At 73.4% G+C, this 15,141-nt stretch carries 13 protein-coding genes; 6 read left to right on the top strand and 7 right to left on the bottom strand.

Going from position 1 to position 15,141, the window contains the following annotated elements; translation table 11 throughout:
- Positions 1-11: 11 nt before the first annotated feature.
- From truA to prmB, 6 genes are all read right to left on the bottom strand, one after another.
- Positions 12-794, bottom strand: coding sequence for a tRNA pseudouridine(38-40) synthase TruA (gene truA, locus QFW77_RS10670; RefSeq protein WP_280574639.1), 783 nt, complete (start codon positions 792-794; stop codon positions 12-14).
- Positions 795-850: 56 nt separating this feature from the next.
- The gene (locus QFW77_RS10665) at positions 851-2,713 is read right to left on the bottom strand and encodes a motility hub landmark protein FimV (RefSeq protein ID WP_280574638.1); all 1,863 of its coding nucleotides are present in this window, start codon (positions 2,711-2,713) and stop codon (positions 851-853) included.
- Positions 2,714-2,769: 56 nt separating this feature from the next.
- Positions 2,770-3,795, bottom strand: a complete 1,026-nt coding sequence (locus QFW77_RS10660) for an aspartate-semialdehyde dehydrogenase (RefSeq protein WP_280574637.1) — start codon at positions 3,793-3,795, stop codon at positions 2,770-2,772.
- Between the two features lie 168 nt (positions 3,796-3,963).
- A complete protein-coding gene (locus tag QFW77_RS10655; protein WP_280574636.1) occupies positions 3,964-4,962 on the bottom strand; it encodes a 2-hydroxyacid dehydrogenase in 999 nt (332 codons plus the stop codon).
- A complete protein-coding gene (gene aroC, locus QFW77_RS10650) occupies positions 4,955-6,073 on the bottom strand; it encodes a chorismate synthase (RefSeq protein ID WP_280574634.1) in 1,119 nt (372 codons plus the stop codon). Before aroC ends, QFW77_RS10655 begins: the two co-directional genes overlap by 8 nt.
- Positions 6,074-6,078: 5 nt before the next feature.
- Positions 6,079-7,047, bottom strand: coding sequence for a 50S ribosomal protein L3 N(5)-glutamine methyltransferase (gene prmB / locus QFW77_RS10645; protein ID WP_280574633.1), 969 nt, complete (start codon positions 7,045-7,047; stop codon positions 6,079-6,081).
- Positions 7,048-7,148: 101 nt separating this feature from the next.
- Between prmB and QFW77_RS10640 the strand changes: the two genes are divergently transcribed.
- The 4 genes from QFW77_RS10640 (at position 7,149) to QFW77_RS10625 (ending at position 11,462) form a co-directional block, all read left to right on the top strand.
- A complete protein-coding gene (locus QFW77_RS10640; protein ID WP_280574700.1) occupies positions 7,149-7,793 on the top strand; it encodes an SCO family protein in 645 nt (214 codons plus the stop codon).
- 21 nt (positions 7,794-7,814) lie between these two features.
- A complete protein-coding gene (gene asd, locus QFW77_RS10635; RefSeq protein ID WP_280574631.1) occupies positions 7,815-8,672 on the top strand; it encodes an archaetidylserine decarboxylase in 858 nt (285 codons plus the stop codon).
- Between the two features lie 308 nt (positions 8,673-8,980).
- On the top strand, positions 8,981-10,723 hold the full coding sequence (locus tag QFW77_RS10630; RefSeq protein WP_280574630.1) for a LysM peptidoglycan-binding domain-containing protein: 1,743 nt from the start codon (positions 8,981-8,983) through the stop codon (positions 10,721-10,723).
- Complete coding sequence (locus QFW77_RS10625; RefSeq protein ID WP_280574629.1) at positions 10,713-11,462, top strand: hypothetical protein; 750 nt, start codon at positions 10,713-10,715, stop codon at positions 11,460-11,462. The genes QFW77_RS10630 and QFW77_RS10625 overlap by 11 nt, the downstream gene beginning before the upstream one ends.
- Before the next feature lie 7 nt (positions 11,463-11,469).
- Here QFW77_RS10625 and QFW77_RS10620 read toward each other — a convergent pair whose 3' ends face one another.
- Positions 11,470-12,981: a transglycosylase SLT domain-containing protein gene (locus tag QFW77_RS10620; protein ID WP_280574628.1), complete on the bottom strand. Its 1,512-nt coding sequence runs from the start codon at positions 12,979-12,981 to the stop codon at positions 11,470-11,472.
- A gap of 130 nt (positions 12,982-13,111) precedes the next feature.
- Here QFW77_RS10620 and QFW77_RS10615 point away from each other — a divergent pair, with 130 nt between their 5' ends.
- Complete coding sequence (locus QFW77_RS10615) at positions 13,112-14,614, top strand: helicase HerA-like domain-containing protein (protein ID WP_280574627.1); 1,503 nt, start codon at positions 13,112-13,114, stop codon at positions 14,612-14,614.
- A 12-nt stretch (positions 14,615-14,626) separates the two neighbouring features.
- Positions 14,627-15,133, top strand: coding sequence for a transcription elongation factor GreB (gene greB / locus QFW77_RS10610; RefSeq protein ID WP_280574626.1), 507 nt, complete (start codon positions 14,627-14,629; stop codon positions 15,131-15,133).
- Positions 15,134-15,141: the final 8 nt, after the last annotated feature.

Here is a 15,141-nt window from a genome sequence, read left to right as displayed (position 1 = left end):
CCCGAAGCGCCTCAGCGCGAAACCTCGGCCGGCAGCGCGCAGCTGCCCGGATACAGCGGGCCAACGAACAACAGGCCCGCGGCCGGCGCGGTGGCGCCGGCCAGGGCGCGGTCGCGGGCCGCCAGCAACTCGGCGATCCAGGCCTCGGGCCGATCTCCGGCGCCGACCTCGAGCAGCGAGCCGACGATGTTGCGGACCATGTGGTGCAGGAACGCGTTGGCCTGGACCTCCACCACCACCTCGTCGCCGTCCCGGGCCACCGCGATGCGCTGCAGTTCGCGGCGCGCGTGCGGCGCCTGGCAGTGCACGGTGCGGAAGCTGGAGAAGTCGTTCTCGCCCAGCAGCGCCTGGGCCGCGCGGTGCATCGCCGCGGCGTCGAGCGGACGGCGGCACCAGGCCAGGTACTGGCGCGCCAGCGCCGGGCGCACCGGGCGGTTGAGGATGCGGTAGCGGTAGCGTCGCGCGAGCGCGCCGAAGCGCGCGTGGAAATCGCCGGCCACCGGCACGCACCAGCGCACCGCCACCGCCGGCGGCAGCCGCGAGGTGGCGCCGAGCATCCAGCCGCGCGGCTCGCGCGCGGCGTCGCTGTCGAAGTGCACCACCTGGCAGCGCGCATGCACACCGGCGTCGGTGCGGCCCGCGCACACCGTGGCCACCGGCGCATCGGCCACCTGGCCGAGCGCGTGTTCCAGGACGGCCTGCACCGTCGGCGGGCCCGGCTCGCCCGGCTGGCTCAGCCGCTGCCAGCCGGAAAACCCGCTGCCGTCGTACTCGACGCCGAGTGCATAGCGCATGCGTGTCGGTCCTGGGGTCTGCAATGCGGCCTGCCGGCGACGCCGGCAGGCCGGGCTCAGCCCAGCTCGCGGAGCATCCGTTCGGCCTCGCTGCGCTCGCCGGGCCCGCCGCTGCCGGCGACTTCCCGCAGCAGGCCGCGCGCGGTCTCGACGTCGCCGAGGTCGATATAGGCGCGGGCGAGTTCGATCCGCTCTTGCTCTTGCCCTTGTCCTTGCTCCTGCTCGGCCGCGGCGGCCGGTGCGGCCGGTGCGGCGGCGGCGCTCGCACCGCCGCCCGCCGGTCCCGCCTCCGTTCCGGGCTCCGCTGGCGCGTCCGCGGGGTCGGCCGTGGTTCCGGCCGGCGCGGCGGCCGGGGGCCCGTCACCGCTGTGCCAGGTCGGCAGCGCCGCGCCGGAAACCGGCCGCGCCGCGGACATTCCCGCGGACTCCATCCCGGCCACCGCGGCGCGGGTGCCGGGCCGGTTCGGCGCCGGCACCGGCGAAGCCGTGGCGGCGCGGAAGCTGCGGACCGGCCGCTCGCGGTTGCGCCGCGACCACAGCCAGGCGCCGGCCGCGGCCAGCAACAGCGCGACCGCGAGCACCGGCCACAGCCAGCCCAGGCCGCCGCTGGAAGCGGCATCGGCGCCGGCCGCCTGCTGCCGGTTGGACTCGGCCAGGGTCTGCTGCGCCGCCGCCAGTTCGCCATCCTTCAGCGCCAGCAGCCGCTGCTGCTGTTGTTGCAGCGCTTCCAGCTCCGCCACCCGCGCCTGGAGTTCCTCGACCTCGGCCTCGCGCGCCGCCAGCGTTTCCCGGGTTTCCTGCATGTCCTGTCGAAGCATCTCGCCCTCGCCGCCGGCGGTGATGCCGGACCGTGTTCCCGCCTGCTGCCCGCCATCGGTCGACGGCGGCACGATCTCCAGCCGCGCCTGTGCGCCGGCTGCCGCGACTTCCCCGCCCTCCGCCGTGCCGGCGCCGGCGCCGGCGCCGGCGCCTTCGTCCTGCGCCACCGCCGCGTCCGGCTGCGGCGCGGGGGCGGAAAGCTCGCGCCAGCGCGCCACCTGGGCGCGTACCTCGGCGGTGGCCTCGGTGGCGCTGAGACTGGTGGCATCCTCGCGCGGCGGGATCCGCAGCACCGCACCCTGGCGCACCAGGTTGACGTTGCCGCCGATGAAGGCCTCCGGGTTGGCGCGCAGCAGCGCCAGCATCATCTGGTTCTGGGTGACGCCGTCGTTCGGTCCGATCCGCTGCACGATCTGGCTCAGGGTGTCGCCGGCCTGCACCGGCCCGTACTCGCCCGGTACCGACATCGCGGTCGCCGCCGGTGCCGGGGCCGGTGGCGGCGCAGGCACCGGCGCTGCCGCGGGTTCGGGCTCGGAGGCGGTGGCCGCGCCCGCTTCGGCTTCGGCTTCCGCCGGCGCCGGCTCCGTGGCGGCGACCGGTTCGGCCGGTTCCGCGGCCGGCGGCGCTTCGGGCGGACGCACGATGGTCCCGGCGGGGGCCGCCGCGGGCGCCTGGATCGGCGGCTGCGCGGGCGCCGCGACGGTATCGGGCGCGTCGACCAGGGCCGAGTACTCGCGCACCAGCCGCCCCTGGCCCCAGTCGACCTCCACCAGGAAGGTCAGCAGCGGCTGCTCCACCGGGGCGACGCTGGTCACCCGCACCACCGGCCGGCCCGAGGCGTCGAGCGCCACCGTGAACTGCAGGTCGGAGACCACGCCCTGCGGGGGCTCCAGCCCGATCCGGGCGAAGGTATCGGGCGATGCGAGCCGCGCGCGCAGCTGCTGCAGTTCGGCCGGGTCGCTGGACACGATCGGGATCTCGGCCAGGAACGGCTCGCCGTACTGCGAGCGCACCTGGATCTGGCCGAGCCCGAGCGCGGCCGCCGGCCCGGCGACCAGCGCCAGCACCAGGATCAACGCGTATCGCCACTTCAACAGCATGCTTCTCCCCCTTTGCGGGACGACTCTAGCCGGCCGCGCCGCCGCTCCGCAACGCTTCAGCCTTCGGCGGCGACCAGTTCGGCGATCTGCACCGCGTTCAGCGCGGCGCCCTTGCGGATGTTGTCGGAGACGATCCACAGGTCGAGTCCGCGCGGATGCGAGATGTCCTCGCGGATGCGGCCGACGTAGACCGCATCGCGGCCGGATGCGTGGGTGACGGGAGTCGGGTAGCCGCCGGCGACCGGATCGTCCACCACCTCCACGCCGGGCGCCGCCGCCAGCAGCTCGCGCGCGCGCGCGGCGCCGATCTTGTCGCGGGTCTCGATGTGCACCGCCTCGGAATGGCCGTAGAACACCGGCACCCGCACCGCGGTGGGGTTCACCTGGATCGACGCGTCGCCGAGGATCTTGCGGGTTTCCCAGACCAGCTTCATCTCCTCGCGGGTGAAGCCGTTGTCCATGAACTCGTCGATCTGCGGGATCAGGTTGAAGGCGATCTGCACCGGGAAACGCTGCGGATCGGCGTCCTGGAAGTTCAGCAGCGCGCCGGTCTGGCGGCCCAGTTCCTCCATCGCGGCGCGCCCGGCGCCCGAGACGGACTGGTAGGTCGCCACGTTGATCCGCACGATCCCGGCCTCGCGGTGGATCGGCGCCAGCGCCACCAGCATCTGCATGGTCGAGCAGTTGGGGTTGGCGATGATCCCGCGCGGTCGCCGCTTCGCGGCCTCCGGGTTGACCTCGCTGACCACCAGGGGCACCTCGTCGTCGTAGCGGAACGCCGAGCTGTTGTCGATCACCACCGCACCTGCGGCCGCGAACTTCGGGGCGTACTCCTTGGACACCGAACCGCCGGCCGAGAACAGCGCGATCTCGACGCCTGCCGGATCGAAGCCGGCCAGGTCGCGCACCAGCACTTCGTCGTTGCCCCAGTCCACGCTGCCGCCGGCGGAACGCTCGCTGGCCAGCGCGACCAGTTCCGACACGGGGAACTTCCGCTCGGCGAGGATCGACAGCATCGCCTCGCCGACCGCGCCGGTGGCGCCGACCACGGCGACCTTGAATCGTCTTGGGGAATCGCTCATCGGGAGATACTCGAATCGGAATGATGGAGGGGCGTGGATCTGCCGGTGCAGGCGTGGCGGTCGCCGCCGGCCGGCGCAGGCGGGGGCGCGGCCGGAGGGCGTTTCCGCGACAGCTTCGCATGCCGTTGCGTTGCGGGGTGCGGGAACCGCGCCGGCGGGCGCGGCTCCCTATCGTTTCAGCGCATCCGGGTCGACCGGCGTGGGCGGCCGGCCGGCGTCCGGGCCGCGGCCGAGCGCGGCCACCAGGTTGTCGACCGCCAGCGCCACCATCGCGCGGCGCGTGGCCAGGCTGGCGCTGGCGATGTGCGGGGTGAGCACCACGTTGTCCAGCGCCAGCAGCTCGGGCCGCACCGCCGGTTCGCCCTCGTAGACGTCCAGCCCGGCGGCGCCGAGGCGGCCGCCGGCCAGTGCCGCGACCAGCGCCGTCTCGTCGACGATGCCGCCGCGGGCGATATTGACCAGGGTGGCGGCGGGCTTCATCCGCGCCAGCGCAGCGGCGTCGATCAGATGGTGGGTGGCGGGGGAATGCGGCAGCGTCAGCACCAGATGATCGGAGCGCTGCAGCAACGCCTCGAACGTGACGTACTGCGCGCGGCACCCGCGTTCCACGGACTGCGGGAGCCGGTGGCGGTTGTGATAGAGCACCGGCATCCCGAAGCCGGCGCCGCGCCTGGCGATGCCCTGCCCGATCCGGCCCATGCCGAGGATGCCGAGGGTGCTGCCGTGCAGGTCCGCGCCGAGCAGGGTGTCGAACGACCAGCGGCCCCAGTGGCCGGCGCGCAGCCAGCGCTCGGCCTCGCCCAGGCGCCGCGCCGCGGCCATCAGCAGCGCGAAGCCGAAGTCGGCGGTGGTGTCGGTGAGCACGTCGGGGGTGTTGGTCACCAGCACCCCGGCGGCGCCCAGCGCCGCGATGTCGAGATTGTCGTGGCCCACGCCGACGTTGGCGACCGCGCGCAGCCGCGCGGCCCCGGCGATCTCGGCGGCGCCGATCCGCTCGACCAGGGTCACCAGCGCGCCGTCGACGTCGCGCAGCCGCGCGGCGATCTCGTCGCTGGCGTAGCGGTCCTCGACCGCGCTGCGGACCACCTCGAAGTGCTGGTCGAGCCGCCCGGTGATGTCCTCGAACAGCGGCCGCGCCAGCCAGACCCGCGGGCGCGGCTCAGCCATGCCCCTCGTCCCCATCCGGCGCGGCGGCCGCGATCCGCGGGGCCACCTCGCCGACGTCGCCGCACTGCGCGCGGTGGCGCAGCGCCTGGTCGATCAGCACCAGCGCCAGCATCGCCTCGCAGATCGGCGTGGCGCGGATGCCGACACAGGGATCGTGACGGCCGGTCGTCACCACTTCGACGGCGTTGCCGTCCAGGTCCAGGCCGGGGCCCGGCAGCCGCAGGCTGGAAGTCGGCTTGAACGCCACCGACACCACCAGCCGCTGTCCGCTGGAGATGCCGCCGAGGATGCCGCCGGCGTGGTTGGACAGGAAGCCGTCCGGCCCCATGCCGTCGCGGTGTTCGGTCCCCCGCTGGGCGACGCTGGCGAAGCCGTCGCCGATCTCCACGCCCTTGACCGCGTTGATCGACATCATCGCCGCGGCCAGTTCGGCATCGAGCTTGCCGTAGACCGGCTCGCCCCAGCCCGGCGGCACGCCATCGGCGACCACCGTGACCCGCGCGCCGACCGAGTCGCCGGACTTGCGCAGCGCATCCATGTAGGCCTCGAGCTCGGCGAGCTGGCCCGGGTCCGGCCAGAAGAACGGATTCTCCTCCACCGCCGCCCAGTCGTGGGCAGCCGGCGCGATCGCGCCGATCTGCGCCAGGTGTCCACGGACCCGCACCCCGTGCCGTTCCGCCAGCCACTTCTTGGCCACCACCGCCGCGGCGACCCGCATGGTGGTCTCGCGCGCCGACGAGCGACCGCCGCCGCGCGGATCGCGGATCCCGTACTTCTGCCAGTAGGTGTAGTCGGCGTGGCCGGGGCGGAACTGGCGGGCGATCCGCTCGTAGTCCTTGCTCCGCGCATCGGTATTGCGCACCAGCAGCGCCAGCGGGGTGCCGGTGGTGCGCCCTTCGTACACGCCCGAGAGGATCTCCACCGCGTCGCTCTCGCGCCGCGCCGAAGTGTGCCGGGTACGGCCGGTGGCGCGCCGCTCCAGGTCGGCGGCGAACTCCTCCGCGGCCAGGGCGATGCCGGGCGGGCAGCCGTCGATCACGCAACCGATCGCCGGCCCGTGCGACTCGCCGAACGTGGTGACCCGGAACAGCTGGCCGGTGGTGTTGCCCACGCCGCTCAGAACAACCCGGCCGGGGTGGGATCGGTGGCCGCACCCGGCGCGGCCGCGGGTTCGCGCGCCGCCGCGAGCGCGGCGATGCGCGCGTTGTGCGCGACCAGGTCGTGGCACTCGGCCACGAACACCCCCATTTGCCCGACCTTGAACTCCGCCCACACCAGCGGCAGATCGGGCAACAGCGCGCTCAGCGCGCGCTCGGATTCGCCCACCTCGCAGACCAGCAGACCGTCCTCGCGCAGGTGCAGCGGCGCGTCGCGCAGGATCCTCAGCGCCAGATCCAGCCCGTCGTCGCCGGCGCGCAGGCCCAGCTCGGGCTCGTGCGAATACTCGCGCGGCAGCGCGTCGGTTTCGTCGTTGGTGACGTACGGCGGATTGGTCACGATCAGGTCGTAGTGCTCGCCCTGCAGCGCCGAGAACAGGTCCGAACGCAGGAACCGCGCGTTCTCGACCCCCAGCCGCGCCTGGTTCTCGCGCGCCAGCGCCAGCGCGTCGTCGCTCAGGTCGGCGCCGTCCACGTGCCAGCCGGGGTTGTAGTGCGCCATCGCCAGGGCGATGCAGCCCGAACCGGTGCACAGGTCCAGGGCCCTGCGCACTTCGCGCCCGCCCAGCCACGGCTCGAAGCCGGCCTCGATCAGTTCGGCGATCGGCGAACGCGGCACCAGCGCGCGCGGATCGGCGCGGAAGCTGAGCCCGGCGAACCAGGCCTCGCCGGTCAGGTAGGCGGCCGGGATCCGCTCCTCGATGCGGCGCAGGAACAACCCCAGCACCTCCTCCTTCTCGGCCAGGGTGACCCGGGCCTGGCCGTAGGCCGGCGGCAGGTCGTGGGGCAGGTGCAGGGCGTGCAGGGTGAGCTGGGTGGCCTCGTCCAGGGCGTTGTCGTAGCTGTGTCCGAACGTCAGCCCGGCCGCGCTGAAGCGGCTGGCGCCGTAGCGGATCAGGTCGATGATCGTCTGCAGTTCGTCGGTCATGGCGCGCGCCGGGCCCTGGCGGCTGGAAGCCTGCCGCGTGGTGGACCGGGAAGTATATCGGCCACGCGGGTATCATGGTCGAACTTCAAGTGGATCCTGAGATGTTCAACCGCGCCACGCTCGTCGTGCTGATCGTCGCCCTGGCCGCCGGCCTCGGCCTGCTGGCCGCACAGCGACTGCTCCCCGACCGGGCCGCACCGGGCACGCAGACCCGTGCGGTCACGCTGTTCCCGCAGCCGCGCGAACTGCCGCCGTTCGCGCTGCAGCAGTCCGACGGCACCCAGCTGGTGCCCGGCGAGCTGCACGGCCACTGGACCGTCGTCTTCATCGGCTTCACCTTCTGTCCGGACGTCTGCCCGACCACCCTGGCGGAACTGGCCCTGGCGCAGAAGCAGTGGGAAGACATCCCGGACACACTGCGCCCGCGGGTGCTGTTCGTCTCGGTCGATCCCGAACGCGACAGCCCGGACCGGGTCGGCGAGTACGCCGGCGGTTTCCACCGCGACACCCTGGGCGCGACCGCCGACCTGCCCGCGCTGGAGGCGTTCACCCGCTCGCTGTCCTTGGTGTTCATGAAGGTGCCGCCGCCGGACGGCGCACCCGCCGGCCAGTACACCATCGACCATTCGGCGGCGATGGCCGTGCTCGACCCGCAGGGACGCATGGCCGGGGTGATCCAGCCGCCGCTCGATCCGGCGGCGATCGCCGCCGACCTGCGCATGCTCACCGAAGCCTCGCGCGACTGAGCGGTCTCCGGGCCCGACACCATGAGCCTCGTCACCACCCTCACCCATGCGCTGCCGCACCGCCTGCTGTCCTCGCTGGCGCGGCGGCTGGCGTATTCGCGCCATCCGGCGCTCAGCCGCTGGCTGATCGACACGGTGACCCGGCGCTTCGGCGTCGACCTCGAGGAGGCCGCCGACCCCGACCCGCGCGCCTACCCGAGCTTCAACGCCTTCTTCACCCGCGCGCTGCGCCCCGGCGTGCGCGGCGCCGATCCGGACCCGCGCGCCCTGCTGATGCCGGCCGACGGCCGGATCAGCCAGTGCGGGGCGATCGGCCACCCCGACGAGCGCGGCCGCATCTTCCAGGCCAAGGGCCGCTCGTTCACCGCCGCCGAGCTGCTCGGCGACGGCAGCGACGCCGAGCCGTTCGACGGCGGCGTGTTCGCCACGGTGTACCTGTCGCCGAAGGACTATCACCGCGTGCACATGCCGTGGACCGGCACCCTGCGCGAAACCGTGCACGTGCCCGGCAGGCTGTTCAGCGTCGGCCCGGCGGCGGTGCAGCGGATTCCGCGCCTGTTCGCCCGCAACGAGCGCCTGGTCTGCCATTTCGACACCGACTTCGGACCGATGGCGGTGGTGATGGTCGGCGCGCTGCTGGTGTCCGGGGTGGAGACGGTCTGGAGCGGCGAGGAGATCCCGCGCTACGGCGACCGCATCACCCGCAAGGACTATCGCGGCCGCGGCATCGTGCTGGAGCGCTTCGCCGAGATGGCGCGCTTCAACTACGGCTCCACGGTGATCGTGCTGCTGCCGCCCGGCGTCGCGGACCTCGCTCCCGGGCTATGCGGCGAGGCGCCGGTCCGGCTGGGCCAGCGGCTGGCGACCAGGCGCGGCTGAGCCGGCATGGATGGATTCACGGCGTGTCCCGCACCGGGGCGCCGTGCCGGCCCGCCCGCGGAGGCGCCGCCGCCTGCCACGGAATCCGGCTCCGGTATCGCGCGTCGGTGTCGCGACTTCCGTCGCCCCCCGCAGGGGTCTGGCGCCGATCTCGCGTCGATGCGCGTCTTCGGTCGCAGGTCAAGCAGCGATCGCCGTCACAGAACGGGGGGCCGGGCTTCGTTCGCTGGGGTTTGCCCCAGCTTGGTGCTCGGGCGTTCGCCCACCACCCTGTCCGCAGGAGCGTAATTTCCGGAGAGAGGGTGACCATGACCGAGGTCCAGCTGCGCAACGAGACGTCCACCACCGGCCACACCGGCGGCCACGACGCCGTCCATACCATCGCCCGCGGCGAGACCCTCGGCGCCCTGGCGCAGCGTTACGGGGTCGGCGTGGACGCGCTGTTGCAGAGCAACCCGCAGATCCGCAATCCGGACCTGATCTACGCCGGGGACCGGCTGTCGATTCCGGACGGCGGCCAGCAGAGCTACCAGGTGCGCTCCGGGGACACCCTGGGCGCGATCGCCCGCACCCATGGCACCACGGTCGAGGCGCTGGCGGCGGCCAACAACATCCGCAACCCCGACCTCATCTTCCCTGGCGACCGCCTGGTGGTGCCGGCGGCGCAGCCCTCGCCCGAGCCGGCGCCGCCGGTGTCCGGGCCCGCGCCGGAGGCGCCGCCGGTCCAGGGACCGGCGCCCGGGACCGGCGCCCCTCCGCCAGCGGAGGGGCCGTTCGACTACGAGGGCATCGTCGGGGTGCGCGGCAACCCCAACGTGACCCCGGAGTTCATCGCCGGCGTGGAAGCCATGGCCGAACGCCTCGGCGCCCAGCCCGAGCACCTGCTGGCGGTGATGAGCTTCGAGACCGGCGGCAGCTTCGATCCGGGCCAGCGCAACATGGCCGGTTCCGGGGCCACCGGCCTGATCCAGTTCATGCCTGCCACCGCGCGCGGCCTCGGCACCACCACCGCCGAACTGGCGGCGATGGGGCCGGTCCAGCAACTCGAGTACGTGGAGCGCTACTTCGCCCAGTACCCCGGCCAGCTGGACACCCTGGAAGGGGTCTACACCTCGGTGCTGTCCGGGCGGGCCACGCCCGATCCGGATGCCACCCTGCGCACACCCGCCGGCCGCGAGTTCGTGCAGGGCAACCCGGAATACACCCAGAACTCGGGTCTGGACTTCGATCGCGACGGGCGCATCACCGCCGGCGAGGCCACCCAGGCGGTGGCAGCGCGCCTGTACGGCGGCGTCTCCGCGGTCCAGCAGCAGCTGCTCGACGCCGGCGTGGTGCCCGCGGCGCTGCGCGACGGCTTCGTCGACGGAGAGTTCGGCCGCAATACCTCGGCCGCGGTGCGCGCCTTCCAGGACGCCCACGGCCTGCCCGCCACCGGCCTGCTCGACGCCGCCACCGGCGCGGCGTTGTCCGGTGGCGCCGCGCCGCCGGCCGAGGCGCCCGCACCCGCCGGCGACCTGCAGCTCAGCCAGCCGGTGCACGAGCGCGGTACCCCGGGGAGGCAGACCATCACCTCGCCGGTGCTCGGCGAGTTCATCCTGACCGAGGGCTTCATGGCGCGCGGCGGGCCGCACAGCGCCAAGCGCGAGGCCCTGGCCGTCTATTCCGACAACCCCGGCGTGGCCGAGCGGGTGCCGGCGGGGGTCTACAACCTCGGCATCGACTATGTCGCCACCGACGGCCGGATCCGTTCCTGGTTCGACGGCACCGTGCAGGAGATCCGCCACGACGCCGGCGGCTACGGCAACTACGTGATCACCCGTACCGACGCGACCTTCGAGTACCAGGGCCGCGACTACCCCGTCCATGCGCACTACGCCCATGCCGACAGCTTCGACGTGCGCCCGGGCGACCGGATCCGGGCCGGGCAGGACATCGGCCCCCAGGGCAGCACCGGCGGCAGCACCGGCGACCACGTCGACTTCCTCGCCTGGATCAACGTCGACGGCCAGCGCGTCTTCCTGTCGCCGAACCTGCTCGCCGGTGCCCGCTGACCGCGCGGCGCACGGCCCGATCGCCGCTGGCTGGCTGCTCGCAGGGTTGCTCGCCGGCTGCAGCGCCGGCGATGCCTCGCGGCCGGAAGCGATCGGCGCGCCCCGCGCGACCGCCTCGGCGGACGCGCCGGCCCCCGCCGGCGACGTCCTGCTGGATCTGCGCGTACCCGCGTCCGGGTTCGAGGCGACCGCGGAGGAGACCCGGCGCGTGGTTGCCGCGGTGTACGGAGACGGCGCACCCGGCGATCTGACCCCGACCTCGCGCGTCGAGGGCGCGTTCACCGCCGCCGGCGCGCGGCAGACCGCCTACACCCTGCGGCGCGGCGGCGCGATGACCGGCCCGGAGCGGGCGCCCACGATGCTGGCGGTCCTGGACGCCGACGGCCGCGTGGCGGCGCAGTTCGTCGTGGACCACGACCGCATCGCCGCGGCCGCGGACATCCAGGGCGACGGCACCGACGAGCTGTTCCTCGCCACCGACGGCTACCAGATGGGACAGGCATATACCGGGCTGGAACTGGTCTCGCTGGCCGGCGGCCAGCGCCGCAGCCTGGCCGAGTACCCGCAGGCATGGCTCGACGCCTGCGCCAATCCGGTGGGGGAACGGCATGTCGAGGCCGCGGTGATCGTGCGCGGCGCGAACCGGCCGGAACTGCGCCGCTACCGCGCCGGCTGCGGCGGGGACCAGCCGCCCGCCGTCGAGGCCTACCGGCCGGTGGGGGCGCAAGCGCCGGCCTGACCCCGCCTCAGCGCGCGCAGCCCTGCAATCGCAGGCGCTGGCCCTGGCGCAGCGGATAGCGCGGCGCGCGAAGCTGGTTGGCCTCGGCCAGCTCGCGCAGGCTGCAGCCGTAGCGCTCGGCGATGCGGCCCAGCGATTCGCCGCGGGCGACCCGATGTTCGCCCACCGCCGCGGCCGCCGGGGCGGCGACCGCAGGCAGCGCCTCGGCCGGCCCGGAACGCACGATCGCCCCCCCGGGATCGCTGGCGACCAGTTCGCGGGCGAGCTCGGCCCGGGCGCCGCGGGTGCACCAGCGGTCGTACAGGCCGGCCACCCGGGCGGTGGCGTTGAGCTCGGTACCGGCCGGGATGACGTCGTCGGCCTGGTAGCGCGGATTGAGGTTGCGCAGCATCCGCATGTAGCCGTAACGGCTGCCGCTGCTGCCCAGGCAGATGGTCAGTTCGTAGATCGAGGCCGGCCGCTCCAGCACCAGGCTCGCCGGCCGTGCATCCACCTTGGGAAAGGTCAGGCCGTACTTCTTCGGGTGCAGGAACAGCCAGGCGGCGGCGATCACCATCGGTACGTAGTCGCGGGTCTCGGGCGGGAACTGGCTGTAGACCGACTCGTCCCAGAAACTGCGGCCGCCGCTGGCGTTGAATACCCGCAGGGCCCTGCCCTCGCCGCCGTTATAGGCGGCCAGGGCGAGTTCGATGCTGCGGTTGAGCTCGGCCATGCGTTCGTTGAGATAGGCGGCGCTGGCCTGCGCCGACGCGTAGGGATCGTAGCGGGTGTCGAAACCGGTGGCGTCCGGGCCCAGGCCGAAGCGGCGCCCGGTGGCGTACATGAACTGCATCGGCCCGGCGGCGCCGGCGCGCGAGGTGGAATGCACGCGGCCGGTCGATTCCTTGGCCATGATTCCGAACAGCAGCGCCTCCGGCAGCGCCGAACGTTGGTAGTGCGGCCACATCAGGTGGCGCATGTACTGGTAGTTCTCGTGGCTGACGATCAGCGAATGGCGCATATCGGTGAGCCAGCGGCGGATCGCCTCCTGCACCGCCGGGTTGTACTGCACCATTTCGACGAAACGGCGGCCGTCGCTCAGCAGCGCCGCGGCGCGCGCCGCCTCCGGCACGTCGGCGGCGATGCCCCCGGCCATTCCGTCGGGGTCGGTATCGAAAGGATCGATCTGTTCCTCTTCCTCGACGCCGGCCGCGGCCGCGTCGGCATCGGCCTTGAGCAGGCGCTTGAAGACGCTCATATGGCGGACCGGATCGCAGTTGCGCAGCCCGCCGCACTCGACCATCACGTCCTCCATGTCCTCCAGCGCCGCGTCGCCCTGCGCCACCGCGTCGGGCTCGTTGTTGCGCACCCGCACCATCGCCTCGCGGTAGCGGGCCTCGGCCTGCTCCATTCGCTGGTCAAGCGCCTCGATCGCGGCGCGTTCGCGGCGCGACTGCGCCTGCGCGGGCGCGGCCAGGACCAGCGCGGCCAGCGCCGCCATGAGCGGCAGCGGGCGGAGGAAACGACGGATTGGAGACATGGGAACGGCGGCCGGACTGCGGGGCCGGCAGGGTAGCCGCCGCCGCGCCGGACTGGCAAATCAGCGCCCGCCGCGCAGGCCCCGTGGCGCCGATCGCATAGAATCTGCGCACCTCAGCCCGGGCCGCGCCATGCAATCGATCCTTCTGGGAAAAGCGCTTCCGCCGTCCGCCGGGCGCCAGGTGCATCTGCTGCCGCGCTACGGCAACCGTCACGGCCTGGTGGCCGGCGCCACCGGCACCGGCAAGACCGTCACCCTGATGACCCTGGCGGAGGGTTTCTCCCGGATCGGCGTGCCGGTGTTCATGGCCGACGTGAAGGGCGACGTCGCCGGCCTGGCCGTGGCCGGGGAAACCAGCGACCGCATCGGCGAGCGGCTGCGCGCGATCGGCATCGACGACTACCGCAACGAGGGCAGCCCGACGGTATTCTGGGACTTGTACGGCAGGCTCGGCCATCCGCTGCGGACCACCGTCAGCGAGATGGGCCCGACCCTGCTGTCGCGCATCCTCGAGCTCAACGACACCCAGGCCGGGGTGCTCGACATCGTCTTCAGGCTCGCCGACGACCGCGGCCTGCTGCTCCTGGACCTGGCCGACCTGCGCGCCCTGCTCGGCCTGGTGGCCGCCGAACGCAAGGCGGTATCGACCGAGTACGGGCTGGTCAACGCGCAGTCGATCGGCGCGATCCAGCGCGCGCTGCTGCGACTCGAACAGGACGGTGCCGTGCAGTTCTTCGGCGAGCCGGCCCTGGAGCTGGCCGACCTGATGCGCACCACGCCGGACGGACGCGGGGTGATCGGCATCCTCGCCGCCGACCAGCTGGTGCTGCGGCCGCGGCTGTATTCGAGCTTCCTGCTGTGGCTGCTGTCGGAACTGTTCGAGGCCCTCCCCGAGGTCGGCGATCTGGACAGGCCGAAACTCGCGTTCGTGTTCGACGAGGCGCATCTGCTGTTCAAGGACGCGCCCGCCGCGCTGCGCCAGCGGATCGAGCAGGTGGTCCGGATCATCCGTTCCAAGGGCGTGGGCGTGTACTTCTGCTCGCAATACCCGGACGACGTGCCGGACGACGTCCTCGGCCAGCTCGGCAACCGGGTGCAGCACGCGCTGCGCGCCTACACCCCGCGCGACCAGAAGGCGGTGCGCGCGGCGGCCGAGACCTTCGTCGCCAATCCCGCGCTGGACGTGCCCAGCGTCATCGGCGTGCTCGGGACCGGCGAGGCGCTGGTCTCGACCCTCGGCGACAAGGGCATCCCGGCGCCGGTCGAACACACCCTGGTCGCCCCGCCGCGCTGCCGGATGGGCGCGATCAGCGAGGCCGAACGCGCCCGGGTGCGCGCCGGCAGCCCGCTAGGCGCCAAGTACGACGCGCCGGTCGACCGCGAATCGGCCGCGGAGCTGCTGGCCCGCCGCGCCGAAGCGGCGAGCCAACAGGCCGGCGCACCAGCGACGAAGCGTGCCCCCGACGAAGGGGAACGCGGCCTCGGGCGGACCATGAAGGACGCGGTCTTCGGCACCGACCGCCGCCAGGGCATGCTGGAAACGATGGGCAAGCAGGCCGCACGTACCCTGGGCAACCAGATCGGCAGGCAGATCCTACGCGGCGTGCTCGGCGTGTTCGGCGGCAAGCGCTGAGGCGGCCGCCGGATGGGACGCTGGCGACCGCCGGGCGAGAAGAGCACCGCGCTGATCACGGCGCAGGGGCATGCACGGCTGAAGGCCGAACTCGACGACCTCTGGCGGGTGCAGCGGCCGGAGGTGGTGCGCGCGCTGGCCGCCGCCGCCGCCGAGGGCGACCGCTCGGAGAACGCCGAGTACACCTACCGCAAGAAGCAGCTCGGCGGCATCGACCGGCGTGTGCGCTACCTGTCCGCGCGGCTGGAGGCGTTGCGGGTGGTCGACGCTCCGCCGGCGGACCGGGGCGCGGTGTACTTCGGCGCCTGGGTCGGGGTCGAGGAAACCGCCGGCGGCGCGATCCACCGCTACCGGATCGTCGGGCCGGACGAGACCGATGCCCGGCAGGGCTGGATCAGCATCGACTCGCCGCTGGCGCGGGCGATGCTGAAGAAGCGCGCCGACGACGAGTTCGAGGCGGAACTGCCGGCCGGCAGGATGCGGATGACGATCCTCGAGGTCGCCTATCCCGACGACTGACCGCCCGC

Source organism: Luteimonas endophytica, assembly GCF_029887875.1.
Taxonomy (GTDB): Bacteria; Pseudomonadota; Gammaproteobacteria; order Xanthomonadales; family Xanthomonadaceae; genus Luteimonas; species Luteimonas endophytica.
The sequence above is the reverse complement of the archived record's forward strand: the minus strand, read 5'-3'. Positions and strand labels throughout refer to the sequence as shown.

Excerpts from the sequence above, each read along its gene's own strand:
- greB (WP_280574626.1), top strand. The coding sequence starts at position 14,627 with ATGGGACGCTGGCGACCGCCGGGCGAGAAGAGCACCGCGCTGATCACG.
- asd (WP_280574631.1), top strand. The coding sequence starts at position 7,815 with ATGAGCCTCGTCACCACCCTCACCCATGCGCTGCCGCACCGCCTGCTG.
- QFW77_RS10630 (WP_280574630.1), top strand. The coding sequence starts at position 8,981 with ATGACCGAGGTCCAGCTGCGCAACGAGACGTCCACCACCGGCCACACC.
- QFW77_RS10640 (WP_280574700.1), top strand. The coding sequence starts at position 7,149 with ATGTTCAACCGCGCCACGCTCGTCGTGCTGATCGTCGCCCTGGCCGCC.
- QFW77_RS10655 (WP_280574636.1), bottom strand. The coding sequence starts at position 4,962 with ATGGCTGAGCCGCGCCCGCGGGTCTGGCTGGCGCGGCCGCTGTTCGAG.
- QFW77_RS10665 (WP_280574638.1), bottom strand. The coding sequence starts at position 2,713 with ATGCTGTTGAAGTGGCGATACGCGTTGATCCTGGTGCTGGCGCTGGTC.
- QFW77_RS10620 (WP_280574628.1), bottom strand. The coding sequence starts at position 12,981 with ATGTCTCCAATCCGTCGTTTCCTCCGCCCGCTGCCGCTCATGGCGGCG.
- QFW77_RS10615 (WP_280574627.1), top strand. The coding sequence starts at position 13,112 with ATGCAATCGATCCTTCTGGGAAAAGCGCTTCCGCCGTCCGCCGGGCGC.
- truA (WP_280574639.1), bottom strand. The coding sequence starts at position 794 with ATGCGCTATGCACTCGGCGTCGAGTACGACGGCAGCGGGTTTTCCGGC.
- prmB (WP_280574633.1), bottom strand. The coding sequence starts at position 7,047 with ATGACCGACGAACTGCAGACGATCATCGACCTGATCCGCTACGGCGCC.
- QFW77_RS10660 (WP_280574637.1), bottom strand. The coding sequence starts at position 3,795 with ATGAGCGATTCCCCAAGACGATTCAAGGTCGCCGTGGTCGGCGCCACC.